The organism is Edaphobacter acidisoli, assembly GCF_014642855.1.
Lineage (GTDB): Bacteria > Acidobacteriota > Terriglobia > Terriglobales > Acidobacteriaceae > Edaphobacter > Edaphobacter acidisoli.
Map to the genome: position 1 here is coordinate 138929 of NZ_BMJB01000002.1, position 17078 is coordinate 156006.

Annotated in this window: 18 protein-coding genes; 6 read left to right on the forward strand and 12 right to left on the reverse strand. The window is 58.9% G+C overall.

The window, feature by feature from the left end:
• Positions 1–75 precede the first annotated feature (75 nt).
• A complete protein-coding gene (locus tag IEX36_RS13625; RefSeq protein WP_188760110.1) occupies positions 76–336 on the forward strand; it encodes a hypothetical protein in 261 nt (86 codons plus the stop codon).
• 125 nt (positions 337–461) lie between these two features.
• On the opposite strand, the gene IEX36_RS13630 is transcribed toward IEX36_RS13625, so the two are convergent.
• The 3 genes from IEX36_RS13630 to fabG form a co-directional block, all read right to left on the reverse strand.
• Positions 462–866 (reverse strand): helix-turn-helix domain-containing protein, encoded by a 405-nt coding sequence (locus IEX36_RS13630; protein ID WP_229669011.1) that lies wholly within the window; start codon positions 864–866, stop codon positions 462–464.
• A 344-nt stretch (positions 867–1210) separates the two neighbouring features.
• A complete protein-coding gene (locus tag IEX36_RS13635) occupies positions 1211–1708 on the reverse strand; it encodes a GNAT family N-acetyltransferase (protein ID WP_188760112.1) in 498 nt (165 codons plus the stop codon).
• Positions 1709–1714: 6 nt separating this feature from the next.
• Positions 1715–2461 carry a 3-oxoacyl-[acyl-carrier-protein] reductase gene (gene fabG / locus IEX36_RS13640; RefSeq protein WP_188760113.1) on the reverse strand — a complete coding sequence of 249 codons (747 nt, stop codon included), beginning with the start codon at positions 2459–2461 and terminating at the stop codon, positions 1715–1717.
• Positions 2462–2574: 113 nt separating this feature from the next.
• On the opposite strand from fabG, the gene IEX36_RS13645 reads away from it, so the two are divergent.
• Positions 2575–4131, forward strand: coding sequence for an FAD-dependent thymidylate synthase (locus tag IEX36_RS13645; RefSeq protein WP_188760114.1), 1557 nt, complete (start codon positions 2575–2577; stop codon positions 4129–4131).
• A gap of 187 nt (positions 4132–4318) precedes the next feature.
• Positions 4319–5386, forward strand: coding sequence for a recombinase RecA (gene recA / locus IEX36_RS13650; protein WP_188760115.1), 1068 nt, complete (start codon positions 4319–4321; stop codon positions 5384–5386).
• Between the two features lie 68 nt (positions 5387–5454).
• On the opposite strand, the gene IEX36_RS13655 is transcribed toward recA, so the two are convergent.
• Positions 5455–6018, reverse strand: a complete 564-nt coding sequence (locus tag IEX36_RS13655; RefSeq protein WP_188760116.1) for a Spy/CpxP family protein refolding chaperone — start codon at positions 6016–6018, stop codon at positions 5455–5457.
• Positions 6019–6534: 516 nt separating this feature from the next.
• The gene (locus IEX36_RS13660; RefSeq protein ID WP_188760117.1) at positions 6535–7152 is read right to left on the reverse strand and encodes an RNA polymerase sigma factor; all 618 of its coding nucleotides are present in this window, start codon (positions 7150–7152) and stop codon (positions 6535–6537) included.
• Positions 7153–7293: 141 nt separating this feature from the next.
• On the opposite strand from IEX36_RS13660, the gene coaD reads away from it, so the two are divergent.
• From coaD to IEX36_RS13675, 3 genes are all read left to right on the forward strand, one after another.
• The gene (coaD, locus tag IEX36_RS13665) at positions 7294–7788 is read left to right on the forward strand and encodes a pantetheine-phosphate adenylyltransferase (RefSeq protein WP_188760118.1); all 495 of its coding nucleotides are present in this window, start codon (positions 7294–7296) and stop codon (positions 7786–7788) included.
• Positions 7789–7863: 75 nt separating this feature from the next.
• On the forward strand, positions 7864–8781 hold the full coding sequence (locus tag IEX36_RS13670) for a polysaccharide deacetylase family protein (RefSeq protein ID WP_229669012.1): 918 nt from the start codon (positions 7864–7866) through the stop codon (positions 8779–8781).
• Between the two features lie 48 nt (positions 8782–8829).
• Positions 8830–10086 carry an MFS transporter gene (locus IEX36_RS13675; protein ID WP_188760120.1) on the forward strand — a complete coding sequence of 419 codons (1257 nt, stop codon included), beginning with the start codon at positions 8830–8832 and terminating at the stop codon, positions 10084–10086.
• On the opposite strand, the gene IEX36_RS13680 is transcribed toward IEX36_RS13675, so the two are convergent.
• The 7 genes from IEX36_RS13680 to IEX36_RS13710 all read right to left on the reverse strand — a co-directional run bounded on the left by IEX36_RS13680 (position 10087) and on the right by IEX36_RS13710 (position 17036).
• On the reverse strand, positions 10087–10752 hold the full coding sequence (locus IEX36_RS13680; RefSeq protein WP_188760121.1) for an HAD family hydrolase: 666 nt from the start codon (positions 10750–10752) through the stop codon (positions 10087–10089).
• Entirely contained in the window at positions 10749–12191 is a 1443-nt protein-coding gene (locus IEX36_RS13685; protein ID WP_188760122.1) for a phosphoglucomutase/phosphomannomutase family protein, read from the reverse strand. The genes IEX36_RS13680 and IEX36_RS13685 overlap by 4 nt, the downstream gene beginning before the upstream one ends.
• A 39-nt stretch (positions 12192–12230) precedes the next feature.
• Positions 12231–13379 carry a mannose-1-phosphate guanylyltransferase gene (locus tag IEX36_RS13690; protein ID WP_188760123.1) on the reverse strand — a complete coding sequence of 383 codons (1149 nt, stop codon included), beginning with the start codon at positions 13377–13379 and terminating at the stop codon, positions 12231–12233.
• 70 nt (positions 13380–13449) lie between these two features.
• The gene (locus IEX36_RS13695) at positions 13450–14649 is read right to left on the reverse strand and encodes a pyridoxal phosphate-dependent aminotransferase (RefSeq protein ID WP_188760124.1); all 1200 of its coding nucleotides are present in this window, start codon (positions 14647–14649) and stop codon (positions 13450–13452) included.
• A gap of 93 nt (positions 14650–14742) precedes the next feature.
• On the reverse strand, positions 14743–14913 hold the full coding sequence (locus IEX36_RS13700; protein ID WP_188760125.1) for a hypothetical protein: 171 nt from the start codon (positions 14911–14913) through the stop codon (positions 14743–14745).
• A gap of 65 nt (positions 14914–14978) precedes the next feature.
• Positions 14979–16562 carry a DHA2 family efflux MFS transporter permease subunit gene (locus IEX36_RS13705; RefSeq protein ID WP_188760126.1) on the reverse strand — a complete coding sequence of 528 codons (1584 nt, stop codon included), beginning with the start codon at positions 16560–16562 and terminating at the stop codon, positions 14979–14981.
• Between the two features lie 174 nt (positions 16563–16736).
• Positions 16737–17036: a hypothetical protein gene (locus IEX36_RS13710; RefSeq protein WP_188760127.1), complete on the reverse strand. Its 300-nt coding sequence runs from the start codon at positions 17034–17036 to the stop codon at positions 16737–16739.
• Positions 17037–17078: the final 42 nt, after the last annotated feature.

The following is a 17078-nucleotide window of genomic DNA, read 5'->3' on the forward strand; positions in this document are numbered from 1 at the left end:
GGCATTAATTCCCCGGTGAGTCGTATCTATCTCATCTGTCTGGCAAGCCTCGCGGTGCGTGGGAAGCGAGACGGTTTGCGAGTATGGAAACGCGGGTATAAGCTCATCCTGCGCTATTCGCATGGAGGCGTCAGGTTTGCCAATGAGTTCTATGACCTGAAGGCCGATCCCCGCGAGACGACGAATCTATGCGAGAGTCCGCAGCAGAAGATCGTTAAGCAGGTGACGGCGCAGTTGAACGAGTTCTTCACGAAATACACCGTTCCGGCGCACGATGGGTTGCATCTGGAAGATCAGCCGATGGCTACGCCAGCAAGCCCATGCTGTTGGCCCTGAAGAAGTAGAGCACATGTGGATCAAGGGTTCTCAGCAGAAGAAAAGCGTACCTCAGCGGCTAAGGCCGCATGGTTCTCAAGCAATTGCGGCACGGTTTCAACCGTGCCCTTAAACAAAACGGGACTTTAGCTGAGGGTGGTCTGGGCGAACTTGCGCACCATGGCGAGTAGTAGGCGGCGATCACTCTCGTTGAGGTGGGCGGAGTAGCGCTGAACCTGAGTGAGGAAACGGATCTCGTCTTCGCTGAGGTTGAGGGAAGACATTTCTTTGGCGATGATCTCTTCGGCGAAGAACTCTGAGAGCTGGAGGTCGAGAGCGCGCGCAATTTTTTGCAGCGTCTCAAGCGAGGGCACGGTGTGGCCGTTTTCAACGCGCGAGAGATAGCAGCGCAGAAGGCCGGTGCGTTTTTCGATGTCCCCCTGCGACATCCCTTTTTGCAAGCGATATCCGCGGATCGTTGTTCCGATGTTGATCGAAATGGGGAGTGCCGCTTCGTGGTCGTTGGGGAGGTCGGCGGGAAGTGTTTGCATGTCAGCCATTAGCCACAAAGTAAACAGGAACTTGGCGTTGGTCAATGGCTAAGTTAGGGGGTGAAGGAGGTTTTGTACCAGCCTGGGTTCATCCATAAAGGGTTAGCGGCAAAACTGTGAACCTTTACTTGAACCTCGTAGGTGGGTGGAACCGAAGAGACTATTACTAAAGCCACTATTAATGCAGAAGTAATGGCGGTCGAGAGTCGCACCTTTAGAGTGATGAATGAGCGCGCTATAGTGAACGAAAATCGTACCTCAGCGGCTAAAGCCGCACGTTTTTCTTGGACATTTCGGCACGGCTGAAGCGTCCCCCTAAGCAAACGGACTTTAGAACTCCCCCTTCAAGTCTTCGTCACGAGGCTCTTGCAGAAGAATACGAGGTCGGGAATGTTGCTCTGGTTGTATCGCTCCGCTGGGAGGAATCCGACATTTTTGTAGAGCCGGTTTGCTTCGGGCATGGCTGCCGGGACCGTGTCGAGATATATTGCGATGTATCCGGCCTGTTCCGCCCATGCGATCGCTTCGGCGAGCAATCGCTGCCCTAAGCCGAGGCCGCGAAATCCCTGGCTGACCCAGAGACGCTTCATCTCGCAGGAACGATTTTCACGTTTGAGAGAGCGGAGGGCGACGCAGCCTGCTGGCTTTCCGTCGACTGTTGCGATCAGCAGAGTGGCGTAGCCTTCGGGAAGCCGCTCGAGTTCACGTGCGTAACCTTCGAGGCAGATGCTGGCCGCGCCGGATGGATGCGTAGTGAGGTGGTCTCCGTAGGCCTGCATCAGGTTGCGCACGGTGGCTACGTCTTCGGGAGTGGTGGCCGCGCGGATTGTGATTTCAGGCATGGAGCTTTACCCCATGTGCATGCCGCCGTTCACGTCGAGCGTGTGACCGGTGATGTAGCTGGCCCCATCGGAGGCAAGGAAAGTGACGGCGTGGGCGATGTCGAGGTCGGTGCCGACGCGGCCGAGCGGGATGTGCTGGGTCATGGCGGTCTTCTGCTCGTCGGTGAGGATGGCAGTCATGGCGGTTTCGATGTAGCCCGGCGCGACGGCGTTGACGGTGATAGAGCGGCTGGCTAGTTCGCGGGCGAGCGACTTGGTGAGGCCGATGAGTCCGGCTTTGGAGGCGGCGTAGTTGGACTGACCGGCCTGGCCGGTTTCGCCGACGACCGAGGTGATGTTGATGATGCGGCCCCAGCGGTTCTTGACCATCTGCGACATGACGGCTTGGGTGAGGAGGAAGGCCCCGGTGAGGTTGGTGGTGAGGACGTCATCCCAGTCCTTGCGCTTCATGCGCATGGCGAGGATGTCGCGGGTGATGCCGGCATTATTGACGAGGATGTGGACTGCGCTGAGTTGCGTGATGACTGCCTTGGCGCACTCTTTGATGGAGCCCTCGCTGGCGACGTCGAGCGCGAAGGCATGGGCTGTGCCGCCTGCAGAGGTGATCTCGGCGGCTACGGCGGCGAGCTTTTCCGTGTTGCGCGCGGCGAGCGCCACGGTTGCCCCGGCGCGGGCTAGTTCGAGGGCGCAGGCGCGCCCGATTCCCTGTGAAGCTCCTGTTACCAATGCGATGCGGCCAGCCAGCGTGGTCAATGTTCCTCCGTCGATAAGTGCTTTGGAGAATTATACGAAGGCAGTGACGGAAACATCCTCAGGGGGTTGTCGTATTCTGGGTTCCGCTGCTAATTCTTCTTACCTGAGCTTCCATGTCCGATATCAAAAATAAGATGACCGAGACCGACGTGTATGCGATCCACGGGGCTGACCCTGAGGTGCTGGCGTATGCGATGGCGAAGTACTCGCGCTCTGCGCTGACGATGAAGGAGTCGCTGGCGGAGATCAGCGCCCAGCGCGCAGAACAGTTTCTGAACACGTTTTATTTTCAGTATGGGCATCGGTCGATTGCCGACCTGGCGCACATTCCGTTCGCGGTGGAGCGGCTGAGCTTGCTGGCGGCGATTGAGCTGGTGGACGAGCAACGATGGGACGGGCAGGAGCGCTCGACGCGGTATCAGAATTTTCGTACGTCGGGGTGGTATACGCCTGATCTTGGTGCGAAGACTCCGGCGTTTACGGCGGCGATTGAGGCGTCCTTTGCCGCGTACGACCGCATCAGCGCGGGGATGCTTGAGGCTTTGAAGAAGGCGATTCCACGCCCGGAAGAGATGAAGCCGGAGGCTTATGAGCGGACGCTGAAGGCGCGGGCGTTTGATGTGGCGCGGTATCTGCTGCCGCTGGCGACGAATACTTCGCTGGGGCAGATCGTGAATGCGCGGACGCTGGAGACGCAGGTATCGCGTTTACTGACGAGCAGGTTTGCCGAGGTAAGGCAGCTTGCGGAGAAGCTGCGTCTGGCTGCGACTGAACCTGCGTGGAATGTTCAGCGCGGCGCGGCTGAGGTGCTTTGCGAGGAGATTGGTTCGGTGGATGCTGCTTGTGGTCAGCGTGCCTCGGATGCGTTGCTGCGTCCGGTTAAGACTGCTCCTACGCTGGTCAAGTATGCGGGGAGGAATGATTATCTGGCGGAGAGTCGGCGCGAATTGGCTGCTGCTGCTGCCGAGTTGATGGGCAGTGAGCCGATTGCTCCTGCGCCGGTAGTGGATTTGATTGATGACGACGAGCCGCTGGAGGTCGAGCTGGCTACTTCGCTGCTCTATCCACATTGCCATTATTCTTACCGGCAGTTGCGCGGGCATGTTGCGGCGTTGAGTGAGGCGCGGCTGGCGGAGTTGATTGCGCTGGGGGCGAAACATCGCGGGCGGCATGATGAGCTGCTGCGGGCCTTCAGTGCGGGGCGTGGATTCCGATTCGACATCTTGATGGACATTGGCGGGTTCCGAGATATGCATCGGCATCGGAGGTGCCTGCAGTTGTTGCAGGGCTATACGGATGCTCATGGGTATGAGGAGCCGGTTTGCCCCGGCCAGCCCACGCTGGCGGAGGCGAGGATTGAGGCAGAATACAAAGCTGCGATGGATGCAGCGTTTGCGACGTATCGCTCGCTGCGCGATAGCGGCGTGCCGGAGGCGGCTGAGTCGGCGCAGTATTGTTTGCCGCTGGGGACGCGGACGCGGGCCATGTTCAAGATGGACTTCGCCGAGGCGCTTTATATTGCGGAGCTGCGGTCGGGCGTGGCGGGACACTTCAGCTATCGGCGCGTCGCGTGGGAGATGTACAAAGCAGTCGCGGCGAAGCATCCCGCGCTCGCGCATTTGTTCCGCATTGAAGATGTGAACGTGCCGGTGGATCTGCTGAAACGATAGTGCCCAAGCTGAACAAATCCGGCAGTACTTCGGTCGGCGTTGAGGGCAATATCGATACCATCATGTCGAAATGCCTTCTGAGAACTAAGTCATAGGTTCGCCTTTTATTTGCTTTTTCCGGATTTGATGCTAGAATCCGCTTTGAACCGGATTCCACACCTTTTACCCAGCAGAGGAGTATTTCAACGTGGCAGATGACCGCAGCAAGGCAATTGAGTTGGCCCTTTCCGGGCTGGAGAAGCAGTTTGGCAAGGGTTCCATCATGCGGCTGGGGTCAAGGGATGTGGTGCCGATTTCGGTCATCTCGACCGGATCAATCTCGTTCGACGCCGCACTGGGCGTGGGTGGGGTTCCGCGTGGTCGCGTGATTGAGATCTTCGGACCGGAGTCTTCAGGCAAAACGACGATTACCCTGCAGATCATTGCCGAGGCCCAAAAGACAGGTGGGTTGGCGGCGTTTGTAGACGCCGAACATGCGCTCGACCCGGCTTACGCGGCGAAGCTCGGCGTGGATATCGACAACCTGCTTGTCAGCCAGCCGGACTACGGCGAACAGGCATTGGAGATTGTTGAGGCCCTGGTGCGTTCGAACGCCATCGACGTGCTGGTGGTGGATTCGGTGGCTGCGCTCGTGCCGAAGGCGGAACTGGACGGCGAGATGGGCGATTCACATGTGGGTCTGCAGGCCCGCTTGATGAGCCAGGCGCTAAGGAAGCTTACAGGAACGGTGGCAAAGTCACGTACTTGTCTGATCTTTATTAACCAGATCCGCGAGAAGATCGGCGTTATGTTCGGTAACCCAGAGACGACGACCGGCGGCAAAGCACTCAAGTTCTACTCCTCCGTTCGCATAGACATCCGCAGGATTGGCGCAGTGAAGGATGGCGACACAGTGGTTGGCTCACGCACCAAGGTGAAGTTGGTGAAGAACAAAGTGGCCGCGCCGTTTCGCGATGCCGAGTTCGATATTCTTTATGGCGAGGGCATCTCGCGAGAGGGTGATGTGTTGGACCTGGCGGTGCTGCACAACATCGTTGATAAAAGCGGCGCGTGGTACAGCTATGCGGGTGAGCGCATCGGGCAGGGTAGGGAGAATGTCCGCGGATTCCTCAAGGACAATCCGGATGTGTTCGGCAAGATCGATACTGAGCTGCGCAAGAAGCTCGGAATTACAGGCATGAGCAATGTTCCTGTGCCTGAAGTTCCCACAGACGGACCCGCGCAGGCGAAGGAAGCGGTTCGCGGACGGAAGTAGAAAAGAATCTGATCCCAGGTAAAAAAAAAGGCGCCAACTCGGCCGAAGGCGCCCAGGAGTGCCTCGTACTAAAGTGCAGGCGGTGGAGGAGGCGCAGGTGCTGATTCCTGCCCCCCGTTATCATCCGGGTCATGCCTGTTCCGCGGCCCCATCATGCGATGATGTCCGTCGCGGCCTAGGTCGTGCAGCTTGGTCCATTGGTCTGGAGTAAGAACTGCGCGAATGCCGAGCAACATGCGAGCATTGCCTTTTTCGAGGTCGGCACGGGCTTGGGCCACGCGGTCAATCTGTGCCAATACTTTATTGGTATCAGGGGGATTCTCGTCGAGCATAGGGTGCAGAATGATTTCCTGCTTTTCGAGGGCCGCCTTAAGATCGATCAGCTCTAATCGGCTCCTCTGGAAGATATCGTCCATTCGCTTCTGCTGATCCGGGGTAATATTGAGCGATTTGACTAGGTCGGGATTTTTCCACCACATGCCGTGCATAGCGAAAAAAAATCCTGGGCGGGCATCGTCCATGTGCCGCCGGGGTAGTTCAGGAGGGCGATTGCCCTCCATTTGCTGTGAGAACGCAAGGGGTGCCGAGAGAATCAAAGCCATGGCAATTGATAGCGCGGGTCGCAGACGCATTTCAGTTCTTCCTTTGAGCTGATGGGGATAAGGCTGTTCCGTCGGTGGGATCAGCTAGAGGTTGCATAGCAGTCGGCACGTCGGCCGAGAGGTCTTGATCAATACCGTCCAGCAGTGCCTCGTCAGACTGCGTACTGTGCGTGACTGCCGGAGTAATGACAGTCGCTGCATGTGGCATGGATGTGTTCCGATGATGCAGGCCAAATGGCAGTGCTACCGCGATTGCAAGGGCGGCTGCAGTTGCCCAATAGAGAACATGTGAGCGGAAGCGCGGCGAAGGAGCGATCGATGCCCTCTGTATGATGGGGCGCGCGTAGGCATACTCTGCATAAGATCTCGAGGCTTGGCGGAATAATATGAGAGAGCGCCGCAGGCCTTCCAGTTCAGACGAGCATATAAGGCAGTTACGCAGGTGATCCTCCACGGCCATCAGTGTGGGAGATACATCTCCTGTAGAAGGTGCGAGAAGGACATCGCAGAGCTGCTCGTGGCTAAGGTGGCGGTTGATTGGGGTGTTCATAGGGACTCCTTGCTTGGAAGTTTGCCCGTGGACTTTTGCTCGCAATTGTGCCGTGCGCGAAGCGCGGTGAGCGCACGGTAGAGGTGGGTCTTGACTGTGCTCACCGGCATCGCGGTGATTTCAGCAATTTCGGAAAGCTCAAGCTCCTCGACGAAGCGAAGCATAAAGATATTGCGCTGCCTGTCGGAGAGACGCCCGACCGAGTTCCATACAAGTGCCAGCTGCTCACGGGCAATCAACGCGGCCTCGGGCGAACTTTCGCGTAGAGGAATATGCTCGGACACGTCCGATACATCGACGGCGGTCTCGGAGACGCGCTTCCAGAAGCGGAAGCGGTCAGTGCGGGTATGATCACGTATCAGATTTAGTGCGATGCGCATCAGCCAGGTGGAGATGGCGCAGTCACCGCGGAAGCTGGTTCGCGCGGCCCATGCTCGGGTAAATGTGTCTTGCGTTAGTGTCAGCGCAAGATCCCGGTCGCGAATCGACATGAGGTGGAAGCGGAAGATGCGTTGCTCATAGGTAGCAACCAGCGAATCCATGTCGTCGAGCTGTGTCGCGGCATGCGGTATGGCGGCGTGCAGGCTTTCGGAGGTGATGGCGGGCGAAGACATGGATTGGTCGACCACTGATATTGTCCGACGTTTCTATAGAGGACAGACGGATGGGAGCATCTGGAAGACTACAGAAAAGATGGGGTTTCTAGCAGGGATTTTTTCTCGGGGGTCGCAAAAGGGCGGTATTCTCGTGAAAGTATGCACACTGTAAGGGCCATTTACCCCGGAACCTTTGACCCGTTGACCAACGGGCACTTGGATTTGATTGCGCGCGGTTCGAAGATTGTGGACCACCTGGTGGTGGGTATTTTGCGCAACTCGGAGAAAGGCACGCCGTTGTTTACCGTCCCGGAGCGGGTGGAGATGATTACCGAGGCAACACGGGGATTTGGCAATGTGTCGGTGGCAACCTTCGACGGCCTGCTGGTGGACTTTGCGCGAGCGCAAGGGGCAAAGGCTGTGCTGAGAGGCATCCGCGCTATCTCTGATTATGAGTACGAGTTCCAGATGGCGATGATGAACCGCAAGCTCGACCCGGAGCTAGAGACGCTGTTCATGATGCCGGCGGAGAAGTACACCTATGTCAGCTCGCGTTTGATTAAGGGCGTCTTTGAATTGGGCGGCGATGTGGCGGCTCTGGTGCCTCCATTGGTGATGGAGCGCCTGAAAGCCAAGGTGCCGAGTAGAGTTTGATTGCGGTTTTTCTGGCGAGGAGAGTGGATGCGCTTTGCAAGAGTTCTGTATGTTCTGGGCTTGTTTGCGATAGTAATGTCTTTGACGTGCACAGCTCAGCAACGCAGGGTTGCGGTTACGTTTGATGATCTTCCTGGCACCAATGCTGCGACCATGAACGCAGATGAGGTGCTTGCTCTGAACACTAAATTGGTCTCGACGCTGAAGGCCGAGAACATTCCTATTATCGGCTTCGTGAATGAGGTTCAGCTTTACTTCCCAGGGCAAGTGGATGAGAGGATTCACGCGCTGGATCTGTGGTCTGAGGCGGGGTTTGATCTTGGCAACCATACCTATAGCCATGTCTCGCTGAATCATGTGTCGCTGGAAGACTGGGAGATAAATGTGCTGCGCGGAGAGACCGTGACCCGGATGCTTGTGGAGCAGCACCATAGGAAACTGATGTACTTTCGCTACCCGTATCTCGATATGGGTGAGGATTTAGCGACGCGCAGGAAGGCGGAGACGTTTTTGGCAGAGCATGGGTATCGCATTGCTCCGGTGACGCTGGATGCGTGGGACTGGTACTTCGCGCAGGTCTATGCCGATGCGCGCAGTCGCAAGGACACTGCGGAGGAGCAGCGAGTTGTTCAGAGCTGGCTGGCGCATAGCGCGGCGATGTTCGACTACTACGAGAAGAAGGCGCACACGCTATTTGGGCATGAGCCGGCTGAGGTATTGCTGGCGCATGATACGTGGCTGGAGGCGGAGCACTTTTCTGATCTGGCTGCGTTGTTGCGGAAGCGTGGATATCAGTTTGTGTCGCTCGATCAGGCTCTGGAGGACCAGGCATATGCTTCGCCGGACAGCTATGTCTCGGACGTGGGGCTGACTTCTATTGACCACTGGGCGATTGAGCGTGGGATGCCTGATCCTCCGGATGCGAAGCCGCAGATCGATAAGTGGGTGCAGGATAGGTACAACGCGATTGCGGCCGTGAAGAAGCTTCCGTGAGGCGCGGAACTTGTCAGGAGCACTTCATGTCGTGATACTTTCTAGGCCATGCAAAAAGCTGATGCTGGGGCGAGCGCTGCCGAATCTGATTTGAGTGAATCCGTTCCGGGCCGGTCTTCTGAACGCCCGTGGACCTTTGCGCTGCTGATTGCTCCTGTTGCAGTGCTTTCGAACGGCGTCATCTCTGGCGTGCTTTCGTATTTGCTTCGGCAACAAGGGGTGGGATCGGCGCGTGGGGCGGCGATTATTTCGCTGCTGAATCTCCCGCAGACTACCTATTTTTTGTGGAGTCCGATTACGGATTTTTGGATGCTGCGACGGAACTGGCTGATTCTGGGGTCAGTGACAAGTTCAGCGCTGCTGATTGTTGCGTTCCACCAGAAGAATCTCGCTACTTCGACTGCTGTGACGCTCCTGTTTATCAGCGCATGTCTTTGCCAGCTTGTTGTGGCAAGTTGTGGAGGCATGATGGGTACGCTCCACGCGGAGGTTACGCGGCGGAGTGCGAGCAGCTTTTATCAGGCGGGGTCGCTGGCTTTCGGAGCGTTGGGGATTTTTGTGCTGGCTTCGCTGGCGGGTAAGTATTCGCTTGGCACGCTTGGCTGGATTACTGCTGGGCTTATCTGCCTTCCCGCGTTGCTCGCGTTTGCTGCGCCGCGGCAGGACTTTATTCAGACGAGTGGATTGAGTGATGCGATGGCGCGGCTGTGGAGTGAGTTCAAGGTCACGTTCGTGCGCTGGCAGGCGATTCCTTACACCCTTTGTATGCTCTTTCCCATGGCGAGCGGAGCGGCGATTGGGTTGCTTCCGGGGCTTGCGGTGGATTATGGTCTCAGTGGTCAGCAGGTTGCGTGGATGAATGGTCTTGGCGGGGCTGTTTTGACGGCTGCCGGGGCGATGGCTGCCACGCTGGTGCCTGCGCGTGTGAGCGCTCCTGTGGCTTATCTGACTTCAGCCGTCATCAATGCGGCTACACTGCTGATTCTTGGGCTCGGTCCGATGCATCCGGCCACGTATTTTGCAGGGGTCACGCTTTATCTGTTCACGATTGGAGCGTGTTATGCGCTGTTCACAGCAGTGGTGCTGGAGTTTCTGGGGGCGTCGGGGAAGAGCGGTAGCGGGCGCTACTCAATCATCAATGCGCTTGGGAATGTGCCGGTGGTCTATATGATCTTTCTGGATGGAAAAGGCTATGGACGATGGGGAACGCGCGGACTGCCGCTCACCGAGGCCATTGTGGGCACAGTGGGCGCGGTGATTCTGTTGAGCTGGTTTCTTACGCGGAGGAGGCAAGCCGCCTCGTGACTATTGCGCGGGTGTGAAGCAAAGCTCCAAGCCGCCATTGCTGGTCGTGACAGCGAGGTTTTCGAGCGAGGGTACGATCCAGCTTGCTTCGTGTAGCTCGTCTGCAGTGTGGGTTCCGAGCACGCCGAGGACGCGGCAACCTGCGGCGAGACCTGCGCCTACGCCTGAGGGGGCGTCTTCCACAACGACGCACTCTTCTGGTTTCAGACCGAGGATTTCGGCGCCACGACGGTAGGGTTCGGGGTCGGGCTTGCCGTTGATTACGTCGTCGCCGCTAATCAGGCGGTCAGGGAGCGGGAGCCCTGCGGCCTTCAGGCGCCCCACGAGTAGGTTTCGGGTGGCCGAGGTCACGATGAGCCAGCGATCATGGGGGATGCTGGCGAGCAGCTTGCGGACTCCGGGGAGCACCTTTAGGTCAGCGGTGTCTTCGAGCTCCAGTTTTTCGATGACGCGCACGCCCTCGTCGGGATCGATGTCCGGGCGTAGCATTTTGACCGTTTCGATGGCACGGACGCCGTGCTTCACCTCAAAGTTTTCGGCGTCGGGAACGCCGTACATCTTCGCCCATACCTTCCAGCAACGCTGAACGGAGCCAATCGAGCTGATCAGCACGCCGTCCATATCGAAGAGGACACCCTTTGCGTCTACACAAACTTGTTCCTTCAAACTGTGGCTCCTTGCAGTACAAATTCTCTGGCGGCTTCGAGCACGCGCGCGACGGACTCGGTTGAGCAACTCTCCGAGTAGACGCGGAGCAGTGGCTCCGTTCCTGATGCGCGCAGCAGCAGCCAGGTTTCGGCAGCGTTTGGTTTGCCTGCGCAGGCGGGGTTTTCGAGGAAGAACTTGATGCCGTCGAGCGTCTCCATGCGGAGCACCTTCATGCCGGCGATCTCCTTTGGGCCGGCTTTGGCGCGCGCGATGGCGGCGTGCTTGAGGTCGTCGTTGATGTGCATGTCGATGCGGCCGTACTGGTGCTCGCCGAACTCCTGCTGCAGGGCGGCGACGAGTTGGCCGAGTGTTTTCTTTTCGTCGGCCATGACGTTGGCAAGGAGCAGCGCGTTCAACATGCCGTCGCGCTCGGGCAGGTGGCGACTGATGCCGACGCCGCCGGACTCTTCGCCGCCGATGAGGATATCGCCATCCAGCATCAGCTCGACGACGTATTTGAAGCCGATGCCGTGCTCGTGCAGCTTGCGCCCGTACTTGGACGCGATGCGGTCGATCATCTTGGTGGTGTTGAAGGCGCGCGTCAGGTCGCCCGACCACTGCTTGCGCTCGAGCAGCCACTTGCTGAGGATGGCGAGGATCTTGTGTGCGTCGACGACGTTGCCGTGCTCGTCGACTGCGCCGATGCGGTCGGCGTCGCCGTCGGTGATGAGACCGGCATCGCATTTTTCGGCAACGACTGCGGCTTGTGTGGCTTTGATGTGCGGCAGGATTGGTTCGGGATTGATGCCTGGAAACGCGGGGTTGAGCTCGCTGCGGATTTCGACGAATGGAATGCCAGCGCGGGTGAAGATGCCCGCGATGACGCCGCGTCCGGCGCCGTACATGTCGTCGATCAGGAATTTGTAGCCGGAGGCGCGGATGGCTTTGAGATCGACGAAGCGTTCGATGGCGGCGATGTAGTCCGTCGTGAAGTCAACCTCTTCAATCGCGGCTGGCTTCGCGCTTTTGGCGAGGGGCTTTTCGAGGTAGCTCTCGATTGCCGTCATGATGGAAGGCTTGCCGGAGCCTCCGTAGCTGGCTTTGTACTTCACTCCGTTCCATTCGGCTGGGTTGTGGCTGGAGGTAATCATGACGCCGCCCGCGGCCTTGCGCTCGCGGACTGCGTAGGAGAGCGCCGGGGTGGGCGTGATTTCGCATGCGAAGGCGACGGGGATTCCGGCGCTGGCGAGGACCTCAGCGACGACGTGTGCGAAGGAGCGTGAGCCGAAGCGGGTGTCGTACGCGATGCAGACGCCGCGGGTGGGGTCTTCGTGGTGCAGGACGTAGTTTGCGATTGCGGCGGCGGCTACGCGAACGTTGGCGTAGGTGAAGTCGTCGGCGATGATGCCGCGCCAGCCGTCGGTCCCGAACTTAACGACAGTTTTTGTCTCTGCCATATCAGCGTCTTTTATCTCAACCATTTCGGCTTCAGTTTTTTAAATCAGGTCTTCCCGTCCGGCGGCCTTTAGTTCGGCGACCACCTTGCCGACGTCTTGCGACCGCTCGCGTGTGGTTATCAGCAGCGCGTCTTTTGTCTGCACGACTACGAGATTGTTGACGCCGACCAGCGCGACTGACTGGCCAGGTGCGTAGACGTAGTTTCCGCAGGAGTCGATGACGACGCGAGCTGAGTCTACGCCGTCGAAGATGTTGGCTACGGAGGGGTCTTCGCAGCCGCAATCGGCTTCGTACTCGTGCAGCGCGTCCCAGCAGCCGAGGTCGTTCCAGCCGAAGTCGCCGGGCAGGCAGTAGATCTCGGCGGCGAGTTCGCCCTTGGCGGAGCGCGGCTCCAGGACTGCGTAGTCGATGCTGATAGACGCGCACTTCGGATACTCTTCTGCGAAGACTTGCGTGAACGCTGGCGTGCCGTAGGCGGCTGCGGTCTTCTCCAGATGAGGGACCATCGCGGGGCAGTACTCGCGGATGGCTCCGGCGAGTGTGCGCGCGCTCCACAGGAAGATTCCGCCGTTCCAGGCATAGTTGCCGGAGGCGACGAACTCTTCGGCGCGCCTGCGGTCGGGCTTTTCGGTGAAGCGCTTCACTCTGCGCGGGGTGATGCTGCCGGAGGTTGTGGCTTCGCCGTCGAGTTCGATGTAGCCATAGCCGGTCTCTGGGCGGGTTGGCGGAACACCGAGCACGACTACTTTGTCGCCGCTGGCTGCGAGCTTGATTCCTGTGCGGACTACTTCGGTGAAGCGCGCTGTGTCTTTTACGACGTGATCTGAGGGGAAGATGCCGATGACGGTATCAGGTGCAGTCTTCTCCATCAGGAAAGCTGCGAGAGCGCAGGCTGGGGCGGTGTTGCGCGCGGTGGGCTCGCTGAGGATGCGGCTGCGGGGGACTTGTGGGAGTTGCTCAGCGATGAGGTCGTCGAGCAGGTCGTTGGTGATGACCCAGACGCTTTCGGCCCTGCTGAGCGGGAGCAGGCGGTCGAGCGTCTGCTGAATCATGGTGCGGCTGCCGTCGAGCGCGAGCACCTGTTTTGCGCGCGCCTTGCGGCTTCTGGGCCAGAACCGCGTACCACTGCCGCCTGCAAGAATCACTGGAGCAAACTGCGGCTCCGGCTTACCGCCTTCAATCGCCATACGACTCCATCCAAAGGAAAAGACCGCGCCGGTCTTTTCCGGTCTGCGGCCTCTGCCTCGAATTCAACGTTTAGCCAAGTTTGGCAAAGTACTCCCGCATCCGCCTGACGCCTTCGTCGACGACGTCGCCCGATACTGCGTAGGAGAGGCGGATGTGCTCGGTGGTGCCGAAGGCTTCACCCGGCACGACGACGACGTGGGCTTCGTCCAGCAGCTTTGCCGCGAGATCGGATGCGGACTTGATGCCGCCCTTGCCGATGAAGTTCTTCACGTTTGGGTAGACATAGAACGCGCCCTGCGGAACTGTGCAGGTGAGTCCGGGAATCGTCTGAAATCCGGCGAGAATTTGATCGCGCAGCTTGATGTAGTCGGCACGGAACTCGGCGACGCACTCCTGCGAACCGCTCACCGCTGCAATTGAAGCCCGCTGCACCATGCTGGCGGTGTTAGAGGTGCTCTGCGACTGGAGCTTGCTCATCGCGGCGATGATGGGCTTTGGCCCGAGCGCGTAACCTGCGCGCCAGCCGGTCATGGCGTAGGTCTTCGAGAGCGAACCGAGCACGACGACATGCTCCTTGCAGTCGGTGAACGAGCCGCCGCTGACGATGTTGCCGGTGAAGTTCAGGTAGACGTAGCACTCGTCGAGCAACACGAAGATGTTGTTTTTGTGCGCGAGGCGGACGATGGCTTCGAGGTCCTCGGGCGAGACGACTGCGCCGGAGGGGTTCGAAGGTGAGTTCAGGACGATGGCCTTGGTGCGCGGGGTGATTGCTGCCTCGATCATCTTGGCGGTGACGCGGAAATTTTCGCGCTCGTCACTTTCGACGTAGACTACCTTACCGCCCGCGTACTGGATGATGTCCTTGAAGCTGACCCAGTAGGGGACGGGGAGGATGACCTCATCGCCGTGGTCGACGAGCACCTGGATGACGTTGAACAACGCGAGCTTACCGCCAGTGGTGAAGACGCACTCGTCGGGTGCATAGTTGGAGCCGAAGTCGCAGGCGTGGCGGTCAACGATGGCTTTGCGCACCTCAGGGATGCCGGCGACGTTGGTGTAGCGGGTGAAGTTCTTCTCGATGGCCTCGATCGCGGCGTCCTTGATGTGGCGCGGCGTGGCGAAGTGCGGCTCGCCCGCGCCGAAGTCGGCGAGGTCAACGCCCTCGGACTTCAGCTTCAGGGCCGCAGCCGTGATGGCCATGGTTGCCGAGACTTCGATGCGGCCGATACGGTCCGCGAATACTTTGGTTGCTACTGCCGTTGCGCTCATACCTCTAGTTTGGCAGATTTATGCGGCAAGATAAAGTCGCCAGATAATGCTCAGGTCCGCCAGATTCCGATAGCGGCTTACTCCGAGTCCGGCTTAATGGGAGTCGAGATCGTTCGTCTCATTCCCGCAGCATGTATCACCCATCCGCGTCCAAGCCTCCGCTGCGTCCAGCGCCGGCCCACACCCACCGGACGTAGACCAATACTTCCCCTCCATTCCAATCCTGGCCTTCTCCTTCAACGTATCCTGAATCTCTTCCCCCATAACTCAATCTCCTCTCTCGCATATCATTTTGCACCAGAACGATGCTCTTTCCTGCATCCTCATAACTAGTGTGCTCCTGCCGGACCTCTGCCTGGCTTTACCTTCTTGAAGAGCCAGACGATGATGATGCACCCGAAGCTGAGCAGAGAGAGCCAGCGGAAGACGTCCACGAAGGCCCAGCTTAGGGCCTGGCGCTGAAGCTGCTCGTAGAGCAGTGCTGCGGCGGGATGACCGTCATTGGCTTTGCCAAAGTAGCTGCTAAGCGCATGGGTCGCCCCGGTAAGCGAGTTCTGGAAGTTCTGGCCTGTGCGGGGAACCGAGCCGGCGATCAGTGTCTGGTGAACATCGGCGCGGCGAACCAGCAGGGTCGAAGCAAGCGAGATGCCGATGGAGCCGCCGACGTTGCGCATCAGGTTGAACAAGCCGCTAGCATTGCCGATCTGCTCGTTGCGCAGCGTGCCGTAAGCGGCTGTGTTGATGGGCACGAAGACGAAACTCAACCCGAAGCCGGTGATCAGGATCGGCAACAGCAGCGTCGTGGGGGAGATGTCGAGCGTCAGTCCGCCGAAGTAAAGCGTGGTCAGACCGAAAGTGAAGAACCCGAACGTCAACAGGTAGCGCGGGTCGGACTTATTGGAGAGATAGCCGATAATTGGCATCCCGCAGATTGCTCCGATGCCACGAGGAGCAACGACAAGGCCCGCGGTAAAGGCGGTGTATCCGAGCAACTCCTGATAGAAAAGCGGAAGTACGACGACAGTCGAATAAATGGCGATGCCGAACAGAAAGATGAGCGATGCCCCGATGGCGAAGTTGCGGTCCTTGAGGACCTTGAGATCGACCAGCGTGTTCTTATGCGCCCAGGAATGCCAGGCAAAGTAGACGAAGGAGACGACGATGGCGAGAACGGCCCAGCGGACCCACGTCGCTGCGAACCAGTCAACTTCCTGTCCCTTGTCGAGTACGACCTGTAGGCAGCCAGTCCAGATGACGAGTGCCGCGAGGCCATAGCGGTCGAATTTCGGAGCCTTGGCCTTGCTGATATAAGGCGGATCGTGGATGAAGCGGCCGATCATGTAGAGCGCCAGGATGCCGACCGGAATGTTGATATAGAAGGCGTAGCGCCAGGAGTAGGTGTCGGTGAGCCAGCCGCCCAGCGTGGGACCAAGCACAGGAGCGACCACTACTCCGAAGGCGAAGACGGCCATGGCGGCTCCGCGTTTAGCTGGAGGGAAGGATTCAAGCAGGATGGCCTGGGAGAGCGGCTGGAGCGCGCCTCCGCCTGCTCCCTGAATGATGCGTGCGATGAGAATGAAGGCAAGCGATGGGGCGGCTCCGCAGGCGAAGCTGGCGGCAGTGAAGATGACCACGCAGGACATCAGGAAACGCTTGCGCCCGAATTTAAGCGAGCACCAGTTGCTGGCGGGCAGGACGATGGCGTTGGCTACCAGGTAGCTGGTGAGGACCCAGGTAGCTTCGTCGGTCGTGGCCGAGAGCGACCCGGCGATGTAAGGCAGCGCCACCGAGGCGATGGCGGTGTCGAGCACCTCCATGAACGTGGCCAGCATGACCGACGCCGCAATCAGCCAGGGATTAACTCCCTGGCGAACTTCGGCGGATGGGTCGAGCACGGCTGAGGCGGTCGCCATGTGGTTTTTGACGCGTTCCTTTGTATGGAATTCCTTTTCATAACAATAGAGCGTATCTGGGTGGGAATGGATGCTTTTCTCTCGCCTTGGACGAGGCACACAAGAACGCGGCACGCTCTGTGTTCGAGCGTGCCGCGTTCTTGCTACCTACAAGGAGGGAGAGTTCTGTGCTGCTCAGGAGCCATAAAGGTGCGGAGTCGACGCCGGTTGAGTGGGTTGCAAATTGTCTTCTTCCAACCGCCGGGCTGAGGGTGCGTTTTTGAGTGGTGGGATTCTGACCGAGTCGAGGTTGGGCGGAAGCTGACTGCCGTCGAAGTTGAGGGCGGTGTCTGCGTTCGCGTAGGAGGTGTTGACGATAGTGTGAGGTGGGGTTTCTGAGCATCCGGCGAGCAGGCCGGCGAGAAGACCGGCAAGTCCGAGGGAGGCCAGTTTGATGAGCCTTCGAGCTGTTCGGGATGTGTATTTGGACGACATGGGGAGGAACTCCAGGTACTGCTTGCAACCCGGTTTGAAGGT